Here is a 21,440-nt window from a genome sequence, read left to right on the forward strand (position 1 = left end):
CGTGCATGAGGAAGTCAACGATGACCAGGGCATCCGCGAGGCGATGCTGGCCGTCCCCGGCACCACCGCGCAGCTGCAGTTGATGGCCCCGCTCGACGACTCGTCGACGATCGCGAAGTTCATGGAGAAGCGCGGCCCGGGCATCCAACAGATGGCCGTTCGGGTCAGCGATCTGGACACCATCTGCGAGCAGCTGCGCGAGCAGGGCGTCCGCCTGGTCTACGACGCGGCGCGGCGCGGCACAGCAAACTCGCGGATCAACTTCATCCACCCCAAGGACGCCGGCGGCGTCCTGATCGAGTTGGTGGAGCCGGCCTCTTAAAGCACGGCTTGCGCCGAGTGTGCGGCCGGCCGCGCGTTCGGTGCCGAGTGTGCGGCCAGCCGCACACTCGCGATTCATCCCGGAGCTTCAGGACCACTTTCGGGTCGGCCCGCGGGTAGCGCGGTTGGTCCAGCACGGCGTGTGCCAGTGCCGCCGATCCTCTACCCCAGCGTGTGGTGAATCGGTCGGCCACACCACCAGATGCGATGTGCCGGAACGTATTTCGTGGTCACAACCCGGACACCGGTAGGTCTTGAGGGCGCGGGCCGCCGCGATCGGACGCACCTCGTACTCGTGACCGTCCGGGCCGATTTCCACGCGGCTCGGCACCGGTGGCGGGTTCGGCCGGTGGCCACGTGGTGGTTTGCGGCGCGGACACATCAGAACAGCCGGTACTCGTCACTGTCCATGCCGCGCATCTTGTCGTAATCGAGTGTGATGCAACGTATTCCGCGATCGGTCGCGAGGGTGCGCGCCTGCGGCTTGATCTGCTGAGCGGCGAAGACGCCTTTGACCGGCGCCAGAACGCTGTCGCGGTTGAGCAACTCGAGGTAGCGGGTGAGCTGTTCCACGCCGTCGATCTCGCCGCGCCGCTTGATTTCCACCGCGACCGAGCCGCCCCGTTCGTCGCGACACAGTAGATCGACGGGGCCGATCGCGGTCATGTACTCGCGGCGGACCAACGTGTAACCCTCCCCAAGCAGTTGCACATGCTCGGCGAGCAACGCCTGCAGGTGAGCCTCGACGCCGTCCTTGACCAATCCCGGGTCGACGCCCAGGTCATGACTCGAGTCGTGCTCGATGTCCTCCACCGTGATGCGCAGCTGCTCGCCGGCCTTGTTCTCGACCACCCACACCGGCGCCTGATCGCCGTTCTCCTCGGTCAACCAGCACGGCGGGCTCATCCAGTTCAACGGCTTGTAGGCGCGGTCGTCGGCGTGCACGCTCACCGAGCCGTCGGCCTTGAACAGCAGCAACCGTCGCGCCGACGGCAGGTGTGCGGTGAGCCGGCCGACGTAGTCGACGGTGCATTGAGCGATGACAAGGCGCACCCGACTCACCTTAGAGCGTGGGCGACAAATTAGGCTGGCGCCACGATGTCGGCCAAAATGAGCGTGGCCCAACGTATCGGCCGGGTGCTCGAGCGGATCACCCGCCAGAGCGGCCGCCTGCCGGATACGCCCGCGTATGGCTCATTGATCCTCGGGCGGGTGGCCGAAAGCCAGCGGCGGCGCCGCGTCCGCATCCAGGTCATCATGACGGTGCTGGTTCTGGGGGCGAACCTGATCGGCATCGGCGTGGCACTGCTGTTGGTGATAGTCGCCATTCCCGCGCCGAGCATCTTTCACGACGCCCCGGCCTGGCTCACGTTCGGGGTCTCCCCGGCCTACATCGCCGTGGCCCTGGCGGTGGGCACGTATTGGATCACCCGCCGGACCGTGCTCTCGTTGCGTTGGGCGATCGAGGAGCGCGGGCCGACCGCCGAGGACGAGCGCAACACCTTCCTGGCCCCGTGGCGACTCGCCATGTACGACCTCGTCCTGTGGGGCATCGGGACGGTGGTGTATACGACGCTCTACGGTCTGGTCAACACATTGTTCATCCCGCGGTTCCTCCTCGTCGTCAGCTTCTGCGGCGTCCTGGTGGCCACCGCCAGTTACCTGCTCGCCGAGTTCGCGCTTCGCCCGATTGCCGCCCAGGCGCTCGAGGCGGGACCACCGCCACGGCGGTTTTCGGCGGGCATCATGGGCCGCACGATGGTGGTCTGGTTCCTGGGTTCCGGCGTGCCCGTCATCGGCATCGGCCTGCTGGCGATGTTCCAGATCCTGCTGCGCAACCTGACCGAGACCGAGTTCGCGGTGGGCGTGCTGATCGTGTCGGTCGCCACGCTCGTCTTCGGTTGCGCCCTGATGTGGATCCTGGCCTGGCTGACGGCGACCCCGGTGCGGGTGGTGCGCGCGGCGCTGCGCCGCGTCGAGCAGGGCAACCTGCGCGGCAACCTGGTGGTCTTCGACGGGACCGAGCTCGGCGAGCTGCAACGCGGGTTCAACGCGATGGTCGACGGCCTGCGTGAACGCGAACGCGTGCGCGACCTCTTCGGCCGGCACGTCGGCCGCGAGGTCGCCCTGGCGGCCGAGCGCGAGCGACCGAAACTGGGCGGTGAGGAACGACACGTCGCCGTCGTCTTCATCGACATCGTCGGCTCCACCCAACTGGTGACCACCCAGCCCCCCACCGAAGTCGTCGAAGTGCTCAACCGATTTTTCGCGATCGTCGTCGACGAAGTGGACCGCCATCGCGGCCTGGTCAACAAGTTCGAAGGCGATGCGTCGCTTGCCATCTTCGGAGCCCCGAACCATCTCGACTCGCCCGAGGACGAGGCGCTCGCCGCGGCGCGGTGCATCGCGAAACGGCTCGCCCACGAAATGTGCGAGCTGGAGGCGGGCATCGGCGTGGCGGCGGGCCAGGTCGTCGCCGGCAACGTGGGCGCCAAGGAACGGTTCGAATACACCGTGATCGGCGAGCCGGTCAACGAGGCCGCACGGCTGTGCGAGCTGGCCAAGTCCCGTCCCGGCGGATTGCTCGCGACGGCCGACACGCTCGAGTGCGCGAGCGAAGAGGAAAGAGCGCGTTGGTCTTTGGGTGAGGCGGTGACCCTTCGGGGGCACGAGCGCCCAACCCGGCTGGCCTTCCTCGCCGACGCGCAGTAAATCCGGGTGACAACGCCTGTGGTCAACGCCCGTCAGCAGTATCGATAGAAATCCGTTATCGGACAATAGAAATCGCGCCTTGACCGCCGCTTGAAACCGCGCCAATAGTGACGACGGGACGGAGCTCCGTGCCCGCGTCAGAAGGGTGCACCTTGACAACCGTTGCGTTGCTTGATCGTTCGAGAATCGTCGCCGGGCCCCGATGGAACCGCTGGCTGGTTCCGCCCGCCGCGCTGTCCATCCACCTGGCCATCGGCTCGGCCTACGCCTGGAGCGTCTTCAAGATCCCGCTGGAGAAATCGCTGCACGTCTCCGGAACCGCCAGCGCGATGCCGTTCACCGTCGCTATTGTGATGCTGGGCCTTTCGGCGGCGGCGTTCGGCACGCGGGTGGACCACTACGGACCGCGCTGGGCCATGGTGGTTGCCACCGTGTGCTTTTGCAGCGGGTTGCTGATCGCCGGATGCGGAGTTTCGGTTCACCAATACTGGCTCGTCGTGGTGGGATACGGGGTCGTCGGAGGGGTCGGCCTCGGTATCGGCTACATCTCGCCGGTGTCCACGCTCATCAAGTGGTTTCCCGATCGCCCCGGCATGGCGACCGGCTTGGCGATCATGGGCTTTGGCGGTGGGGCCCTGATCGCGTCCCCGTGGACGAACAGCCTGCTCGACGCGTTCGGCCGCACCAGCACAACCGGCGTGGCCAGGACCTTCCTGGTGATGGGCTGTACCTATGCGGTGTTCATGGCGATGGGGTGCCTGCTGATCCGGGTGCCGGCGCCGGATTGGACGCCGCGGGGCTGGAAACCCAAGCCGCACAAAGCCGGATCGCTGATCACGACGGCCGGTGTGTCGGCGGCCAATGCGATCAAGACGCCTCAGTTCTGGCTGTTGTGGGTGGTGCTCTGTTTCAACGTGACCGCCGGCATCGGCATCCTGGAGAAGGCCTCGCCGATTTACCAGGACTTCTTTCCGAGGGCGCCCCGCGCGGCGGCGTTGGCCTCCGCGGCCGCCGGGTTCGTCGCGCTGCTGTCGCTGGCCAACATGCTCGGCCGGATCGGCTGGTCGTCGCTGTCGGATGCGCTGGGCCGCAAGAACATGTACCGGCTATACCTCGGCGGCGGCGCCCTGCTTTATCTCACGTTGGCGCTGACGACCAATTCCAGCAAGCTCACCTTCCTGCTGTGCACCGTGCTGATCCTGTCGTTCTACGGCGCGGGGTTTTCGACCGTTCCGGCGTACCTGCGTGACCTGTTCGGCACCCACGAGGTCGGCGCCATCCACGGCAGGCTGCTGACGGCCTGGTCTGTCGCGGGCGTGCTGGGCCCGCTGATCGTGAACGCCATCGCCGACTCGCAGAAGGCGGCCGGGAAACACGGACCCGACCTCTACATCGTGTCGTTCGGCGTGATGATCGCCCTCCTGGTCGTCGGGCTGGTCTGCAACGAGCTGATCAGGCCGGTGGCCGCCAAGCATCACGTGCCCGCCCCGCCCGGCGACGCCGCGACGCCCGAGACCATTTCGGATCTTCAGCCGGAGGCACACGCATGACAAAGCCGATCCCCGACCATCGCATCGGTCCCGCCCTCATCGCACTGGCCTGGGTGTGGGTCGCGGTCCCGTTCACTTATGGAGTGTGGCAACTCTTTTCGAAGATCGGTCAATTGTTCGGCGCCTGAGCGGAAGCCCGTCTCCCTCACCAACAGCATCGCGAGCGCCACGGCGCCGAGGATGAGGGCGCCGACGAACCCGACCGTCGCCGGCCAGCCGCCGGCGCCGTACACCAGCCCGCCGAAAGCGCCGGCGACCGATCCGCCCAGGTAGTAGCTGAACAGGTAGAGCGCCGACGCCTCGGCGCGATCCCGGCGTGCCGCCGCGCCCACCCACCCGCTGGCCACGGTGTGCGCGGCGAAGAATCCGCCGGTGAACATGCCGAGCCCGACGACCACGGCGACCACCGAGTGCGGCACGGTCAGCGCCAGGCCGGTCACCGTGATCGGCAGGGCGCCGCCCAGCACCAGCGCGCGTCCGCGGCGGTCGGCCAGCCGCCCGGCCACCACCGACGTCCCGGTGCCGGCCAGGTACAGCACGAACAACAGTCCGACCAGCGACGGCGCCAGTCCGAACGGCGGGGCGGCCAACCGGTAGCCCAGGTAGTTGTACACCGTGACGAAGCCGCCCATCAGCGTGAAGCCCAACGCGAAAAGCTTCAGCAACACCGGGTTTCGCAGATGTGCGGCGAGGTTGCGTGCAGTGGCGCGCGCATCTGTGGCCTTCGGGGTGAAAAACTGCGACCGGGGCACCAGGACGGCGAAGACGGCCGTGCCGGCCAGCGTCGTCAGCGAGCACACCAACAGCGCCACCCGCCAATTGCTGACATCGACGACCAGCGAAGGGACGATCCGCCCGGTCAGGCCACCGACCGTGGTCCCGGCGATGTACCGTCCCATCGCCGAACCGAGCGACGACGCGTGCACCTCCTCGGCGAGGAAAGCCATTGCGACCGCCGGTATCCCGGCGAGCGCGGCGCCGTGCAGCGCGCGGCCCGCGAGCAGCACGCCGAGCGACGGGCTGAACGGCAACAGCAACCCGATCGCGCTGGAGGCGACCCCCGACGTCAGCATCACGGGGATGCGCCCGTAGCGCTCGGAAAGCACGCTCGCGGGGATGATCGACAGCGCCAGCACTCCCGTGGTCAGCGCGACCGTCAACGCGGCGGTGGCGGGGCTGATCCGGTAATAGGTCGAAAAGGCCGGCAGCAGGGCCTGGGTGCAGTACATCGCGGCGAAACTGGCCAGGCCGGCGCCGTAGAGCGCCGCGGTCACCCGCCGGTATCCCCTGCTTCCGACTCGGTGGGCGGTAGGACGCGAGGTCGCGTGAGGCATGGCAATGATGCTCCGCGCCGGGGCTCGAGAAAGGAAATGAATTGTTTGCTGAGTTATGATGCATTAATCGCATAAGTAGAGGTGACCGCGTTGGTTGAAGGCGACTACGAGTGGTTCGTCACACTCGCGGAGCTGCAGCATGTCACGTCCGCGGCCGAACAGCTGCACATCGCGCAGCCGACGCTCACCCGGATGCTGGCCCGCCTGGAACGCCGGCTGGGCGTCGCGCTGTTCGAGCGCCGCGGCAGGCGTCTCACGCTGAACACCTACGGCCGCATTTTCTACGAGCACGCGCGCCGGGCACAGCTTGAGCTCGATTCGGCCCGACGGGCGATCGAAGACCTGACGAACCCGGCGGTCAGCGAGATCCGGCTGGGGTTCTTGAGTTCGTTCGGCTCGACGGTGGTGCCGCGCTTGATCGCGGCGTTCACCGCGGCGTCACCGCGCGTGGCATTCACCCTCGAGGAGGGTGCGGCCGAAGCGATCGGCGATCTCGTGCAATCCGGGTCGGTGGACGTCGGGGTGGTTTCGCCGCGGCCGCGAGGGCCGACGTTCGCCTGGCGCAGCCTGTTTCGTCAGCGGCTCGGCGTCGCCGTCCCGCCCGGGCACCGGCTCGCGGCCGCCGCGGTGGTGTGCATGACCGACCTGGCCGACGAACCCTTCGTGGCCATGCATCCCGGGTACGGCATGCGGCGGCTGCTCGACGAGCTATGCGCCGCAGCGCAATTCCAGCCGCGGATCGTCCTGCAATCGGCCAACCTGACCACAACCGCGGGACTGGTCGCCGCGGGACTGGGCATCAGCCTGGTGCCCATCGACGGCACCGAGCACGCGCCCGGGATGAGTGTGCTGCCGTTGGCCGACGCCGACGCCTACCGCGACGTCGGGATGATCTGGAGTTCCGGCCGGCCGCTGTCGCGCCCGGCGCGGGACTTCATCGCGTCCGCCGCGGGCGCCCATCACGGGGCCGCGACTTAGCTGCTGTATCGCCCTGCACTGCTGCGTATTTCGCCAGACCACTGATGATGAGCTCGAGGCCGACTGCAAACTCTTCGTCGATCGGCACAGGGAGGTAGTCGGCCACCGCGCGGGTGGCGGGGAACAACTGCGGATCCAACGCGCGGAAAAGCGTGGACGCGTGCCGGTCATCGAGCCCACGGCCGCTGAGCTGAATGGCGAAGCCCAGCACATATCGGGCCACCGTCGCATAGGAGCGGGCCGCGTGACGCGGGGTGAAGCCGTTATCGAGCAGGACCGCCAGTAACGCTTCCCGCTGCGCCAGCGCGTTGGGCCCGAGCGGGAGCTGGTCGACCAGCAGCGGAGCCACGTTGGGGTGGCTGCGCAACACCTCAAACGTGGCTCGTGCGAACGACTCGCAGGCCTGCTGCCAACCCATGGTGGCGAGGTCCTCAGTGCTGCAGTCGATCTCGCCGAAAACGCGATCGACCACGTACGAAACCACCTCGCCCCGGCTGGCGAAATGGCGATACAGCGTGGCCGTGCCGGACTCCAGCCGCTGTGCGAGGGTCCGCATCGAGAGAGCCTCCACGCCCTCCTCGTCCACGATCTGGAGGGCCGTGCCGACGATGCGGTCGAGCGGGAGCCGCGGGCGCCCGCGGGAACGGCGACCGGAGCTGTCGTCCTGAGTCGGTGGGCTGCCTCGGGTCACGCGCCCAGTATTGCGACTCTTGACCGGTCACGCAATAATGGATACGTTGTATCCATAATATATCGGGAGCCCCCCGATTCACCTTCACGCCAGACCGGAAGACACGTCGCCATGCTGCTACCGCTTGCCACGGAACCCTTCACCGTTCCCACCGACCGGGACCTGCTCCCGTCCGAGCGCCGCGAGTTCGTGCGGACTCATCGAACATGCGTGTTCGGCTACCGCCGGAAGAACGACGGGCCCGGAATGTCGGTCGTCTACTACGTCCCCACCGATGGGGACGAGTTGCTGGTATCGACGATGGCCGGGCGCGGCAAGGCCCGGGTCATCGCGCGAGACGGCAAGGTCAGCCTGTGTGTCCTCGACGAACGTTGGCCCTTCGCCTATTTGCAGGTGTACGCCGACGCGGTGATCGACGACGATCCCGACCTGGTGTGCGACGTGATGATGGAAGTTGGTGCCAGGATGTCGGGCCAGCCGCTCCCGTTAGAAGCCCGTCCGGTCGTCGACGCCATGCGCCGCGAAGAAAACCGGGTCGTCATTCGGTGCCGCCCCTACGCGACATTCGGTCAACCGCCGCGACACCTCCACCGCCACGACCAGGAAGAGCCCATTACTCACTGGCTTTCCGGCACGGTCCCGTGGGACGCGCCCGACCCGGCCTGAGTCAGCCCACTCATGAACCGCACCGTGCTGCGCGGAGCGCGGGTGATCACCATGTCGCCGACGCGCCCCGACGCCGAGCGCATCGACATCGCCGTCGAGGGCGATCAGGTCACCAATTGCGGCGAGCGCGTCGACGATACTGACGCCGAAACGGTCGACCTTCCCGGTCGCGTGATCATGCCCGGGCTCGTCAACGCGCATTTGCACACGTGGCAGAGCGCGTTGCGTTTGGCGGGCGCCGACTGGACACTGCTGGACTACCTGCGGCACACGCACGGCGGCGTCGCGGACCAGTTCACGCCCGATGACGTCTACATCGGCAATCTCGCTGGCGCTCTCAATCAAATCAATTGCGGCACAACGACGCTGGGTGACTGGTGCCACAACAACCCGACGCCTGAGCACACGGACGCGGCAATCGAAGGTCTGGAACGGTCCGGCATCCGCGCCGTGTTTCTGCACGGAGCGCCTCGGCGAGACCCCGACGTCACCCATCCGCTGGCCGAGGTCGACCGGCTTCTCGACCGGCCCGGCCCCGCGCGCGGCTCGCTCACCGTCGGGATGGCGATCGCGGGACCGCAATACTCGGCGCCCGATGTGGCCGTGGCCGATTTACGTGCCGCCGCCGAACGCGGCCTCGTCGCCTCGATGCACCAAAGCGGCGGCCAGCCAGGGGCCGGATGGGAAGCGGTCCGCGCCGCGGGGCTGTTCGGGCCGCGCACCAACATTGTCCACGGCGCCGGTCTCACCGACGACTGGTTCAGCCGATTGATCGCTGCCGGCGTCACCTTCACCGTCACACCGGAAAGCGAGCTCGGGCACGGCCATGGCGTCCCAATTACCGGACACCTGTTGAGACATTGCGCGGCACCGTCATTGGGCACCGACACCGACACCGCCGTGTCCGGGGAGATTCTGGCCGGCGCGCGCATCGCGTTGGCCCATCAGCGCGGTCTCGACCACGAGCGCCACCGGCAGCTGACCGGTGCGATAGCCCCGTCATCGTCAGTCACCAGTAAGCAGGCGTTGGCATGGGCGACCGTCGAAGGCGCGCGCGCCCTGGGGCTGGACGACCGGATCGGCAGAATCGAACCGGGCATGCAAGCGGACCTGATCGTCATTGACACGCGACCGCTCAACCTCTGGCCAGCTCGTGACCCGATCGCCGCCGCGCTCCACGCCGGCATCGTCAACATCGAAGCCGTGATGATTGCGGGCCGTTGGCGCAAACGCGACCATTCCCTGATCGAGGCAGACCTCGAAGATGTGCGGAGCCGCCTCCTGGAATCCGGGGAACGGCTGGTCCCCACGCGATAAGCCCGCCCGCCCACGATCATGTCGCTTTTCCGCCAGTTTTGTCGGTGGGCGGGTGTAACTGTGGAACCGTGCACGAAGATTTCGAGCGCTGCTACCGAGCCGTCCAGTCCAAGGACGCCCGCTTCGACGGCTGGTTCGTCACGGCGGTGTTGACGACGCGGATCTATTGCCGGCCCAGCTGCCCGGTGCGGCCACCCTTCGCGCGCAACGTGCGGTTCTATCCGACCGCGGCGGCAGCGCAGAAAGCCGGATTCCGCGCCTGCAAGCGATGCCGTCCCGACGCGTCGCCCGGATCACCCGAATGGAACGTGCGCAGAGACGTCGTCGCGCGCACTATGCGGCTGATCGCGGACGGCACGGTGGACCGGGAAGGCGTGGGCGGACTCGCGGGCCGCCTCGGTTACACGACCCGTCAGCTGGAGCGCCTCCTGCAGGCCGAGGTCGGCGCCGGGCCACTGGCGCTGGCCCGGGCGCAACGGGCGCAGACCGCCCGGGTACTCATCGAGACCACGGACCTACCGTTCGGCGATGTCGCCTTCGCCGCCGGGTTTTCCAGCATCCGCCAGTTCAACGACACCGTGCGTCTGGTGTTCGAGGTCACACCGACGGCGTTGCGCAAACGCGCCGCGGCGCGGTCGACATCGGACACCAATTCGCCTGGGGCGCTGTGCCTCCGGCTACCGGTGCGCACACCGTTCGCCTACGAGGGCGTGTTCGGTCACCTCGCGGCCGGCATGGTGCCCGGCTGTGAGGAGGTCCGCGACGGCGCCTACCGGCGCAGCCTTCGACTGCCCCGCGGCGGCGCCGTCGTGACGCTGACGCCGGCCGTCGACCACGTGCGCTGCCAACTGACGCTCGACGACTTCCGCGACCTCACCACCGCGATCGCCCGCTGCCGGCGGTTGCTGGACCTCGACGCCGACCCCGAGGCCGTGGTGGACGCGCTGGCCGCCGACCCCGAGCTGGCGCCGGTGGTGAAAAAGGCCCCGGGGCAACGGATCCCGCGGACTGTCGACGAGGCCGAGCTCGCCGTGCGCGCCGTGCTCGGCCAACAGGTCTCGACCAAGGCGGCGAGAACCCACGCGGGCAGGTTGGTCGCGGCCTACGGGAGCCCCATCAAGGACCCCGCGGGCGCACTGACGCGTACCTTCCCGTCGGTCGAACAGCTGGCGGAGATCGATCCGATCCACCTGGCGGTCCCCGCGGCCCGGCAACGGACGCTCGCCGCGCTGGTCGCGGGGCTCGCCGACGGAAGCATCGTCCTGGACGCGGGCAGCGATTGGGACAGCGCCCGCGCCCAGCTGCTGGCACTGCCGGGCGTCGGTCCCTGGACCGCGGAGGTGATCGCGATGCGCGCCCTCGGCGACCCGGACGCCTTTCCCGCCAGCGACCTCGGACTCCGCTTGGCCGCAGAGGAACTCGGGTTACCCGCGGATCAGCGAAGGCTCGTCGAGCGCAGCGCGCGTTGGCGGCCCTGGCGCTCCTACGCCACCCAGCATCTCTGGACCACCCTCGAGCATCCGGTAAACCATTGGCCACCACTGGAGGTCGCATGATCCGCTACCGCACCATCGACAGCCCGATCGGATTCCTGACCCTGGCCGGGCACGGATCGGTTCTGACGAATCTGCGAATGGTCGACCAGACCTACGAACCCGACCGCGCCGACTGGTCGCCCGACCCGCGGGCCTTCGACGACGCCGTCGAACAAGTCATCGCGTACTTCGCCGGCGAGCGCACCGAATTCGACATCGAGCTCGAGCTGGGTGGCACCGAATTCCAGCGGCGGGTATGGCAGGCGCTGCTGACGATCCCGTACGGCGAGACCCGTTCGTACGGGGAAATCGCCGACCAGATCGGCGCCCCGGGATCCGCGCGCGCAGTCGGCTGGGCCAACGGCCACAATCCGATCGCCATCGTCGTCCCTTGTCACCGGGTGATCGGCGCCAACGGAAGCCTGACGGGGTTCGGTGGCGGACTCGACCGAAAGCGCACCCTACTCGAACTGGAAAAGCGCAGCGAGAATTTGACGCTATTCGATTAATGGCGAATGCAAAAACACCCCCGTTGCCGGGGGTGTTTTTGTATATGTTCGGCGGTGTCCTACTTTTCCACCCGAGTGGGCAGTATCATTGGCGCTGACAGGCTTAGCTTCCGGGTTCGGGATGGGACCGGGCGTTTCCCTGTCGCTGTGGCCGCCGTAACTCTATTTAAATGTATTGGTGGGGGGTGTGGTGCGCCACGACATTTCTGTCAGGCGCTGGAATGTGGTTGCGAGTTTGTGTTTGGTAAGTTTTCGGCCGGTTAGTGCCAGTTCCCTACACTCATTGCTGAGCTTCTAGGTCTGGCCTATCGAACCCGTGTTCTGCGGGGGGCCTTATCCCTCTAAAAGGGTGAGAAACCTGATCTTGGAGAAGGTTTCCCGCTTAGATGCTTTCAGCGGTTATCCTGTCCGAACGTAGCTATCCAGCGGTGCCCCTGGTGGGACAACTGGTGCACTAGAGGTTCGTCCGTCCCGGTCCTCTCGTACTAGGGACAGGTTTCCTCAAGTTTCTGACGCGCGCGGCGGATAGAGACCGAACTGTCTCACGACGTTCTAAACCCAGCTCGCGTGCCGCTTTAATGGGCGAACAGCCCAACCCTTGGGACCTGCTCCAGCCCCAGGATGCGACGAGCCGACATCGAGGTGCCAAACCATCCCGTCGATATGGACTCTTGGGGAAGATCAGCCTGTTATCCCCGGGGTACCTTTTATCCGTTGAGCGACACCCCTTCCACTCGGGGGTGCCGGATCACTAATCCCGACTTTCGTCCCTGCTTGACGTGTAGGTCTCGCAGTCAAGCTCCCTTGTGCATTTACACTCAACACCTGATTGCCGTCCAGGTTGAGGGAACCTTTGGGCGCCTCCGTTACATTTTAGGAGGCAACCGCCCCAGTTAAACTACCCGCCAGGCACTGTCCGTGAACCCGATAAGGGTTCGACGTTAGGTGTCCAATACGATCAGAGTGGTATTTCAACAACGACTCCGCCCCAACTGGCGTTGGGGTTTCACAGTCTCCCACCTATCCTACACAAACCGTACCGAACACCAATACCAAGTTGTAGTGAAGGTCCCGGGGTCTTTTCGTCCTGCCGCGCGTAACGAGCATCTTTACTCGTAGTGCAATTTCGCCGAGTCTATGGTTGAGACAGTCGAGAAGTCGTTACGCCATTCGTGCAGGTCGGAACTTACCCGACAAGGAATTTCGCTACCTTAGGATGGTTATAGTTACCACCGCCGTTTACTGGGGCTTAAATTCTCCGCTTCACCCTTGCGGGTTAACGGGTCCTCTTAACCTTCCAGCACCGGGCAGGCGTCAGTCCGTATACATCGTCTTGCGACTTCGCACGGACCTGTGTTTTTAGTAAACAGTCGCTTCTCGCTGGTTTCTGCGACCGGATCCCGCTCCCAGCGCAAGGCTGTTCACGGTGTTCCGGCCCCCCTTCTCCCGAAGTTACGGGGGCATTTTGCCGAGTTCCTTAACCATAGTTATCTCGTACGCCTCGGTATGCTCTACCTGACCACCTGTGTCGGTTTGGGGTACGGGCCGTGTGTGTGCTCGCTAGAGGCTTTTCTTGGCAGCAGAGGATCACCGAATTCGCCTCAATCGGCTATGCATCACCTCTCAGGAATATGAGCGACGGATTTGCCTATCGCTCTCCCTACAGGTTTGCCCCAGTATTACCACTGACTGGTACGGCTACCTTCCTGCGTCACCCCATTGCTTGACTACTACCAATCCGGGTCCCACGCAGCCGGCGATCTTCGCACCCCGAAGGGATTGATAGACCACCTTTTGGGTGGTTAGCAGAATTGATTCATCACGGGCGCCCACACACGGGTACGGGAATATCAACCCGTTGTCCATCGACTACGCCTGTCGGCCTCGCCTTAGGTCCCGACTCACCCTGGGCGGACTGGCCTGGCCCAGGAACCCTTGGTCTTACGGCGGGCAAGGTTCTCACTTGCCTTATCGCTACTCATGCCTGCATTCTCACTCCCCCACCCTCCACCACCGGTCACCCGGCGGCTTCGCTGAATGGGGGACGCTCCCCTACCCAACCTTGCGGTTGTCGCGGCTTCGGCGGTGTGCTTGAGCCCCGCTACATTATCGGCGCACAATCACTTGACCAGTGAGCTATTACGCACTCTTTCAAGGGTGGCTGCTTCTAAGCCAACCTCCTGGTTGTCTCTGCGACTGCACATCCTTTCCCACTTAGCACACGCTTTGGGGCCTTAGCCGGCGATCTGGGCTGTTTCCCTTTCGACGTACGGAGCTTATCCCCCGCCGTCTCACTGCCACGCTATACACCACGGCATTCGGAGTTTGGCTGACGTCAGTAACCTAGTAGGGCCCATCGGCCATCCAGTAGCTCTACCTCCGTGGTGAAACACGCAACGCTGCACCTAAATGCATTTCGGGGAGAACCAGCTATCACGGAGTTTGATTGGCCTTTCACCCCTACCCACAACTCATCCCCTCAGTCTTCAACCTAAGTGGGTTCGGGCCTCCACGCGGTCTTACCCGCGCTTCACCCTGGCCATGGGTAGATCACTCCGCTTCGGGTCCAGAACACGCCACTACACCCCAAAGGGGATGCGCCCTATTCAGACTCGCTTTCGCTGCGGCTACCCCACACGGGTTAACCTCGCGACGTGTCCCTGACTCGCAGGCTCATTCTTCAAAAGGCACGCCATCACCCCACGAGGAGGCTCTGACGGATTGTAGGCACACGGTTTCAGGTACTCTTTCACTCCCCTCCCGGGGTACTTTTCACCATTCCCTCACGGTACTAATCCGCTATCGGTCATCGAGAAGTATTTAGGCTTACCGGGTGGTCCCGGCAGATTCACAGCAGATTCCACGGGCCCGCTGCTACTCGGGAGTTGATACAAGGTAGGTGCCGAGTTTTCGCGTACCGGGCTCTCACCGTCTATGGCGGACCATCCCAGGCCACTTCCGCTAACTACGACACTTTCTGACTACCTCCCAGCCAGGTAGAGCTGAGACGTATCAATCCCACAACCCCGCACACACAACCCCTACCCGGTTACACATGCGTGCGGTTTAGCCATGTTCCGCGTTCGCTCGCCACTACTGACGGAATCACAATTGTTTTCTTCTCCTACGGGTACTGAGATGTTTCACTTCCCCGCGTTCCCTCCCGCACCCTATATATTCAGATGCGGGTAACACGACATCACTCGTGCTGGGTTTCCCCATTCGGAAATCCTCGGATCAACGCTCGGTTGACAGCTCCCCGAGGCATATCGCAGCCTCCCACGTCCTTCATCGGCTCTCGATGCCAAGGCATCCACCATGCGCCCTTAAGCACTTACAAAACACAAAAACCAAAGAAAAATTACACATTTCAACGAATCCGCCACACCCCATTTCGGAGGCAACGCATTCGTTTAGATGCTCGCAACCACTATCCAGTTCTCAAACACCACACCCCACCACCAAGATGGGGGGACAAGCACTCAATCGATCCGAGTGTTGCCTCAGGGCCCAATAGTGTGTCTGGCAATCATTTGCTGTTGCGCACCCGGCCCCGCCCACTACAGGCGAGAACCCCTCACGGCTTGCACCCCACCAATTGGGGTGCTTTTCGTGGTGCTCCTTAGAAAGGAGGTGATCCAGCCGCACCTTCCGGTACGGCTACCTTGTTACGACTTCGTCCCAATCGCCGATCCCACCTTCGACAGCTCCCTCCCAAAGGGTTAGGCCACTGGCTTCGGGTGTTACCGACTTTCATGACGTGACGGGCGGTGTGTACAAGGCCCGGGAACGTATTCACCGCAGCGTTGCTGATCTGCGATTACTAGCGACTCCGACTTCACGGGGTCGAGTTGCAGACCCCGATCCGAACTGAGACCGGCTTTAAAAGGATTCGCTTAACCTTGCGGCATCGCAGCCCTTTGTACCGGCCATTGTAGCATGTGTGAAGCCCTGGACATAAGGGGCATGATGACTTGACGTCATCCCCACCTTCCTCCGAGTTGACCCCGGCAGTCTCTCACGAGTCCCCGCCATTACGCGCTGGCAACATGAGACAAGGGTTGCGCTCGTTGCGGGACTTAACCCAACATCTCACGACACGAGCTGACGACAGCCATGCACCACCTGCACACAGGCCACAAGGGAACCGACATCTCTGCCGGCGTCCTGTGCATGTCAAACCCAGGTAAGGTTCTTCGCGTTGCATCGAATTAATCCACATGCTCCGCCGCTTGTGCGGGCCCCCGTCAATTCCTTTGAGTTTTAGCCTTGCGGCCGTACTCCCCAGGCGGGGTACTTAATGCGTTAGCTACGGCACGGATCCCAAGGAAGGAAACCCACACCTAGTACCCACCGTTTACGGCGTGGACTACCAGGGTATCTAATCCTGTTCGCTCCCCACGCTTTCGCTCCTCAGCGTCAGTTACTGCCCAGAGACCCGCCTTCGCCACCGGTGTTCCTCCTGATATCTGCGCATTCCACCGCTACACCAGGAATTCCAGTCTCCCCTGCAGTACTCCAGTCTGCCCGTATCGCCCGCACGCTCACAGTTAAGCCGTGAGATTTCACGAACAACGCGACAAACCACCTACGAGCTCTTTACGCCCAGTAATTCCGGACAACGCTCGCACCCTACGTATTACCGCGGCTGCTGGCACGTAGTTGGCCGGTGCTTCTTCTGCAGGTACCGTCACTTGCGCTTCGTCCCTGCTGAAAGAGGTTTACAACCCGAAGGCCGTCATCCCCCACGCGGCGTCGCTGCATCAGGCTTGCGCCCATTGTGCAATATTCCCCACTGCTGCCTCCCGTAGGAGTCTGGGCCGTATCTCAGTCCCAGTGTGGCCGGACACCCTCTCAGGCCGGCTACCCGTCGTCGCCTTGGTAGGCCGTCACCCCACCAACAAGCTGATAGGCCGCGGGCCCATCCCACACCGCAAAAGCTTTCCACCCCAAGGCATGCGCCTCGGGGTCCTATCCGGTATTAGACCCAGTTTCCCAGGCTTATCCCGAAGTGCAGGGCAGATTACCCACGTGTTACTCACCCGTTCGCCACTCGAGTACCCCCGAAGGGGCCTTTCCGTTCGACTTGCATGTGTTAAGCACGCCGCCAGCGTTCGTCCTGAGCCAGGATCAAACTCTCCAAACAAAAACCCCTCGATAACGAGGTGAATTTACAATCAGAGAAAATCTGACCTAACAAAAGACACCAATATTACTGGCATCAAAAAACGACCATACCCACACACGGGGGGTGCAAGTATGGTCAAAAACAACAACAAAATAAAAAGACCAAACACACTATTGAGTTCTCAAACAACACTCACGCTTGTTTTCGCCCGCTTCCGGGCAACCCTGCCAGCTTAATACCGGTCTGGCGGAGGCGTCAAGCCCCAGTTTTGGCCATCTCATTGTGGTGACCGCTGCGGGGGCAGCCGTGCCAGGCTAGTACCGATCCGGCGAGGGAGTCAAGCCCCGGTTTCGGCCATCTTCGTGAGGTGACCGCCCTTGTGGGGCACTGACTTTGACTACTCTACCCGCTCGATCTCCGCTCCCAAAATCGCGAGGTTTTCCACGAACAACGGGTAGCCGCGATCGATGTGAAAGACGTCGTGAACCTCGGTATCGCCGTCGGCGACCAGCCCCGCCAGCACCAGGCCGGCGCCGGCCCGGATGTCCGAACACCAGACCGGGGCGCTGGACAGTTGCGGCAGGCCACGCACGACGGCGTGGTGCCCGTCGGTGCGGGCGTCGGCGCCCAGCCGGATCATCTCCTCGACGAACCGGAACCGCGCCTCGAACACGTTCTCGGTGATCATCGAGGTGCCGTCGGCGATCGACGCCAGCGCGATGGCCATGGGCTGCAGGTCGGTCGGAAACCCAGGGAACGGCAACGTCGCCACGTTGACGGCCTTTGGGCGCTCGTACTGGGCGACCCGGAAGCTGTTGTCGGTCTGGGTGACGGTCGCGCCCGCGTCGTGCAGCTTGTGCAGCACCACCTGCAGGTGGGCCGGGTCGACACCGGTGACCTCGATGTCGCCGCGGGTCATCGCGGCGGCGATGCCCCACGTGGCGGCGACGATGCGGTCCCCGATCACGCGGTGCTCGGTGGGGTGCAGTCGCGGGACGCCGGTGATCGTCATGGTCGGCGAACCGGCGCCTTCGATCTGCGCGCCCATCTGGTTGAGCATCGTGCACAGGTCCACCACGTCGGGTTCGCGCGCCGCGTTGTGGATCGTGGTGACGCCCTCCGCCACGACGGCGGCCATCAGAATGTTCTCGGTGGCGCCGACGGAGGGGAACTCCAACTGAATTTCCGCGCCGCGCAACGTTTCTGCCTGAGCAACCACGCACCCGTGCTCGATGTTGCACTGCGCGCCCAGCTGTCGCAGGCCGGCCTGATGCATGTCCAGCGGCCGGGACCCGATCGCGTCGCCGCCGGGGAGCGCGACCCTGGCGCGCTTGCACCGGCCGACAAGTGGCCCGAGCACGCAAACGGAGGCGCGGAACTGTCGCACCGCGGCGAAGTCGGCGTCGTACTTGGGTTCGTCGGGCGAGGTGATGCGGGCGACGTCGCCGTCGAGTTCGACGGTGGCGCCCAGGCCGCGCAACACCTCCGCCATCAGCGGGACGTCGAGGATGTCCGGGCAGTTGGTGATGGTGCTGGTGCCCTCGGCCAGCAGGGTCGCCGCCATCAGCTTGAGCACGCTGTTCTTGGCGCCCCCCACAGCGACTTCGCCTGACAACCGGGTGCCGCCGGTCACCACGAATCGCTCAGCCACCCGCGTCAGTCTAGTGAAGCGGTATCGGCTTGTCAGTCAGCCGGGGGCGGCCCGCCGAGTACCGTTTGGCTCATGGCGATACACCTGACCCGCATCTATACCCGAACCGGCGACGACGGAACGACGGGGTTGAGCGATTTCTCACGGGTCTCCAAAAACGACCCGCGCCTGGTCGCGTACGCGGACTGCGACGAGGCCAACTCCGCGATCGGCGTCGCGATCGCCCTCGGCCAACCCGACGAGGAAACCGCCGGCGTCCTGCGCCAGATCCAGAACGACCTGTTCGACGCCGGCGCCGATCTGTCCACCCCCGTGGTCGAGAACCCAGAACATCCCCCGCTGCGGGTCGCCCAGTCCTACATCGATCGGCTCGAGGCGTGGTGTGACAAATATAACGAGCCCCTGCCGGCGCTGAATTCCTTTGTGCTGCCCGGCGGTTCGCCGTTGTCGGCGCTGCTGCACGTCGCCCGCACCGTGGTCCGCCGGGCCGAGCGCTCGGCGTGGTCCGCGCTCGATTCCCACCCGGACGGGGTCAGCGTGCTGCCGGCCAAATACCTGAATCGGCTGTCGGACCTGCTCTTCATCCTGGCCCGGGCGGCCAACCCCGGCGGGGACGTGCTGTGGCGGCCCGGCGGCGGCGCGCGGAACCCGTAGGCGGCATCGAGTCTGCTTGCAGACCTGCAATTCGCGCGAAAACCGCGCTCTCACCGCAGTTTCGACGTCGCTCGGCCGCTAAACGCTGCGGCGGCGGGCGCGCGGTGAGGGCCGCGACTCCAGCCAGGACAGGAACGCGGTCAGCGCGCCCTTGTCGAGCGCGAGCTCGTAACCCGACCGGCGGTCCTGCGTCGTGTCACGCAGCTCCAGCACGACGATCTCGTCGGTCATGATGTCGAACTCGTCGCCGCGCGGGGCACGCCGGGCGACAATCTCCACGCCGCGCCGGCTGAGGCGGCGGTCCGGCCACAACCGCAAACTGGACAGCCGATAGAACGCGGCCTCGCCACCGCGGTACCGGATCACCCCGTGCCGCCAACCGTGACCGCCGACGGCGGGGATGTCCCGCATGATTCCCGCGGTTCCGCCCTGGCGCAGCTTCAACAGCCGATAGCTCAGCGCGAGGACGGCGGCGCCTAACAACACGACGAGCACGACCATGCCGATCATGGGCGCGCTCATCGGCAATTAGTCGATCGCGCCGACGGCGCGCAGTCTGGCGCGCCCCCTGGCGGCAATGCGGGGATCGTCGGACTCGGCGTCCTCCCGGGCCGAACTCTCGTCGATCTCCGACTCGAACTCCGCGGATTCGGCAAGCACTGTGACGGTCTCCTCGGTGACCGACAGGAACCCGCCGTCCACCGCGATCCGCAGGTCGTCCTCGCCTTCGCGTTCGACACGAACCATGGCGTCGTCAACCAACTGCGCCACCAGCGGGATATGCCGGGGCAGGATCCCGATCTCGCCGACGGTGGTGCGGGTGAACAGGAACGTTGCCTCACCCGACCAGATCTTCCGGTCGACGGCGACTATCTCAACGTTCAATTCGGCCATACCACTGTGCCTTTCGACTCATGCCCTCAGGAATCGAGCTTGGCGCCGAAGCTTTCGGCTTTCTTGGCCAGGTCGTCGAGGCCACCGATCAGGAAGAAGGCCTGCTCGGGGATGTGGTCGAAGTCGCCCTTGGTCAGCTTGTCGAACGCCTCGATGGTCTCCTTCACCGGCACCGTGGAACCCGGCTGACCGGTGAACTGCTCGGCCGCCATCATGTTCTGCGACAGGAACCGCTCGATGCGCCGCGCCCGGTTGACCAGCTGCTTGTCCTCTTCGGACAGCTCGTCGATGCCGAGGATGGCGATGATGTCCTGAAGGTCCTTGTAGCGCTGCAGGATTCGGATGACTTCCTGCGCCACCCGGTAGTGCTCGTCGCCGACGACGCCGGGGTCGAGGATGGTCGAGCTCGACGCCAGCGGGTCCACCGCGGGGAAGATGCCCTTGGAGAACACCGAACGCGACAGCTCGGTGGTGGCGTCCAGGTGCGCGAACGTCGTCGCGGGCGCCGGGTCGGTGTAGTCGTCCGCGGGCACGTAAACCGCCTGCATCGACGTGATCGAGCGCCCACGCGTCGAGGTGATCCGCTCCTGCAGCTCGCCCATCTCGTCGGCCAGCGTGGGCTGGTAGCCCACCGCCGACGGCATGCGGCCGAGCAGCGTCGACACCTCGGAACCCGCCTGGGTGAACCGGAAGATGTTGTCGATGAACAGCAGCACGTCCTGGCCCGCCTCGTCGCGGAACCACTCCGCCATCGTCAGCGCGGACAGCGCCACGCGCATACGGGTGCCGGGCGGCTCGTCCATCTGACCGAACACCAGCGCGGTGTCCTTGAGCACGTCGGCTTCCTTGAGCTCGACCCACAGGTCGTTGCCCTCGCGGGTGCGCTCACCCACCCCGGCGAAAACCGAAGTACCACCGAAGTTTCGGGCGATGCGGTTGATCATCTCCTGGATGAGCACCGTCTTGCCGACGCCGGCACCACCGAACAGGGCGATCTTGCCGCCGCGCACGTACGGGGTCAGCAGGTCCACGACCTTCAGGCCGGTCTCGAGCATCTCGGTGCGCGGCTCGAGCTCCTCGAAGGCCGGCGGCTTGCGGTGGATCGACCAGTGGTCGAATTCCTCGCCGTAGCCCGGCTTGTCCAGGCAGTCGCCCAGGGCGTTGAAGACGTGGCCCTTGACGCCCTCACCCACCGGCACCGAAATCGAGTTGCCGGTGTCGGTGACCTCCACGCCGCGCACCAGGCCATCGGTGGGCTGCAGGGAGATCGTGCGAACTAGGTTGTCGCCCAGGTGCTGTGCGACCTCGAGCGTGAGCGTCTTCTTGAGCTCCTCGAAGGTGATGTCGGCGTGCAGCGCGTTGAACAGGTCGGGCACGGAGCCGCGCGGGAACTCGACGTCGACGACCGGACCGGTGACGCGCACGACGCGGCCGCTGGTGTCGGTGTCTTTCGAGTCTTTGGTCTTCTCGTCAGTAGCAGTCATGTCTCTTCTTCCTCGT

General features: G+C 65.0%; 16 protein-coding genes, 3 rRNA genes and 1 pseudogene. 9 read left to right on the plus strand and 11 right to left on the minus strand.

From position 1 onward, the window contains the following. Positions 1-322: VOC family protein (locus A5712_RS11955; protein ID WP_068104740.1), on the plus strand; the 322-nt coding region annotated here is incomplete at its 5' end. Positions 323-409: 87 nt separating this feature from the next. Here the strand turns inward: A5712_RS11955 and A5712_RS30200 are convergent. After that, positions 410-703, minus strand: a complete 294-nt coding sequence (locus tag A5712_RS30200; RefSeq protein ID WP_082973403.1) for a hypothetical protein — start codon at positions 701-703, stop codon at positions 410-412. Further along, positions 703-1,374, minus strand: a complete 672-nt coding sequence (gene nucS / locus A5712_RS11960; RefSeq protein ID WP_068104741.1) for an endonuclease NucS — start codon at positions 1,372-1,374, stop codon at positions 703-705. Before nucS ends, A5712_RS30200 begins: the two co-directional genes overlap by 1 nt. A gap of 45 nt (positions 1,375-1,419) precedes the next feature. Here nucS and A5712_RS11965 point away from each other — a divergent pair, with 45 nt between their 5' ends. Further along, positions 1,420-3,033: an adenylate/guanylate cyclase domain-containing protein gene (locus A5712_RS11965; protein WP_068104743.1), complete on the plus strand. Its 1,614-nt coding sequence runs from the start codon at positions 1,420-1,422 to the stop codon at positions 3,031-3,033. Positions 3,034-3,185: 152 nt separating this feature from the next. Further along, on the plus strand, positions 3,186-4,583 hold the full coding sequence (locus A5712_RS11970) for an OFA family MFS transporter (protein WP_156766526.1): 1,398 nt from the start codon (positions 3,186-3,188) through the stop codon (positions 4,581-4,583). Positions 4,584-4,714: 131 nt separating this feature from the next. Here the strand turns inward: A5712_RS11970 and A5712_RS11975 are convergent. Further along, a pseudogene (locus tag A5712_RS11975) lies at positions 4,715-5,917 on the minus strand (MFS transporter); the annotation flags it as partial. Positions 5,918-6,007: 90 nt separating this feature from the next. Between A5712_RS11975 and A5712_RS11980 the strand changes: the two are divergent. After that, entirely contained in the window at positions 6,008-6,895 is an 888-nt protein-coding gene (locus A5712_RS11980; protein WP_068104865.1) for a LysR family transcriptional regulator, read from the plus strand. On the opposite strand, the gene A5712_RS11985 is transcribed toward A5712_RS11980, so the two are convergent. Continuing rightward, positions 6,852-7,505 (minus strand): TetR/AcrR family transcriptional regulator, encoded by a 654-nt coding sequence (locus A5712_RS11985; RefSeq protein WP_231982112.1) that lies wholly within the window; start codon positions 7,503-7,505, stop codon positions 6,852-6,854. The two genes, A5712_RS11980 and A5712_RS11985, sit on opposite strands and share 44 nt — an antisense overlap. Before the next feature lie 192 nt (positions 7,506-7,697). Here A5712_RS11985 and A5712_RS11990 point away from each other — a divergent pair, with 192 nt between their 5' ends. From A5712_RS11990 to A5712_RS12005, 4 genes are all read left to right on the plus strand, one after another. Beyond that, positions 7,698-8,252, plus strand: coding sequence for a pyridoxamine 5'-phosphate oxidase family protein (locus A5712_RS11990; protein WP_068104749.1), 555 nt, complete (start codon positions 7,698-7,700; stop codon positions 8,250-8,252). A gap of 12 nt (positions 8,253-8,264) precedes the next feature. After that, complete coding sequence (locus A5712_RS11995) at positions 8,265-9,569, plus strand: amidohydrolase family protein (RefSeq protein ID WP_068104751.1); 1,305 nt, start codon at positions 8,265-8,267, stop codon at positions 9,567-9,569. 68 nt (positions 9,570-9,637) lie between these two features. Further along, positions 9,638-11,125, plus strand: coding sequence for a DNA-3-methyladenine glycosylase 2 family protein (locus tag A5712_RS12000; RefSeq protein ID WP_068104753.1), 1,488 nt, complete (start codon positions 9,638-9,640; stop codon positions 11,123-11,125). Further along, positions 11,122-11,613 (plus strand): methylated-DNA--[protein]-cysteine S-methyltransferase, encoded by a 492-nt coding sequence (locus tag A5712_RS12005; protein WP_068104754.1) that lies wholly within the window; start codon positions 11,122-11,124, stop codon positions 11,611-11,613. Before A5712_RS12000 ends, A5712_RS12005 begins: the two co-directional genes overlap by 4 nt. Before the next feature lie 46 nt (positions 11,614-11,659). Here the strand turns inward: A5712_RS12005 and rrf are convergent. From rrf to murA, 4 genes are all read right to left on the minus strand, one after another. Next, positions 11,660-11,772: ribosomal RNA gene (rrf, locus tag A5712_RS12010) — 5S ribosomal RNA — on the minus strand. A gap of 81 nt (positions 11,773-11,853) precedes the next feature. Continuing rightward, positions 11,854-14,953 (minus strand): 23S ribosomal RNA (locus A5712_RS12015). A 286-nt stretch (positions 14,954-15,239) separates the two neighbouring features. After that, positions 15,240-16,759: ribosomal RNA gene (locus A5712_RS12020) — 16S ribosomal RNA — on the minus strand. Together the 16S, 23S and 5S rRNA genes form the textbook arrangement of a ribosomal RNA operon. Before the next feature lie 379 nt (positions 16,760-17,138). Beyond that, positions 17,139-18,392: a UDP-N-acetylglucosamine 1-carboxyvinyltransferase gene (gene murA / locus A5712_RS12025; protein WP_068104755.1), complete on the minus strand. Its 1,254-nt coding sequence runs from the start codon at positions 18,390-18,392 to the stop codon at positions 17,139-17,141. A gap of 72 nt (positions 18,393-18,464) precedes the next feature. On the opposite strand from murA, the gene A5712_RS12030 reads away from it, so the two are divergent. Further along, the gene (locus A5712_RS12030; RefSeq protein ID WP_068104756.1) at positions 18,465-19,046 is read left to right on the plus strand and encodes a cob(I)yrinic acid a,c-diamide adenosyltransferase; all 582 of its coding nucleotides are present in this window, start codon (positions 18,465-18,467) and stop codon (positions 19,044-19,046) included. A 78-nt stretch (positions 19,047-19,124) separates the two neighbouring features. Here A5712_RS12030 and A5712_RS12035 read toward each other — a convergent pair whose 3' ends face one another. Genes A5712_RS12035 through atpD form a run of 3 tightly spaced genes read right to left on the minus strand, consistent with a single transcriptional unit; the run spans position 19,125 to position 21,424 of the window. Then, positions 19,125-19,568 (minus strand): DUF2550 domain-containing protein, encoded by a 444-nt coding sequence (locus A5712_RS12035; RefSeq protein WP_068104757.1) that lies wholly within the window; start codon positions 19,566-19,568, stop codon positions 19,125-19,127. Positions 19,569-19,574: 6 nt separating this feature from the next. After that, positions 19,575-19,940 carry a F0F1 ATP synthase subunit epsilon gene (locus tag A5712_RS12040; RefSeq protein ID WP_068104759.1) on the minus strand — a complete coding sequence of 122 codons (366 nt, stop codon included), beginning with the start codon at positions 19,938-19,940 and terminating at the stop codon, positions 19,575-19,577. Between the two features lie 26 nt (positions 19,941-19,966). Then, the gene (gene atpD, locus A5712_RS12045; RefSeq protein WP_068104760.1) at positions 19,967-21,424 is read right to left on the minus strand and encodes a F0F1 ATP synthase subunit beta; all 1,458 of its coding nucleotides are present in this window, start codon (positions 21,422-21,424) and stop codon (positions 19,967-19,969) included. Positions 21,425-21,440 lie beyond the last annotated feature (16 nt).

It is taken from the genome of Mycobacterium sp. E2327 (assembly GCF_001672675.1).
In the GTDB taxonomy this organism is placed as follows: domain Bacteria; phylum Actinomycetota; class Actinomycetes; order Mycobacteriales; family Mycobacteriaceae; genus Mycobacterium.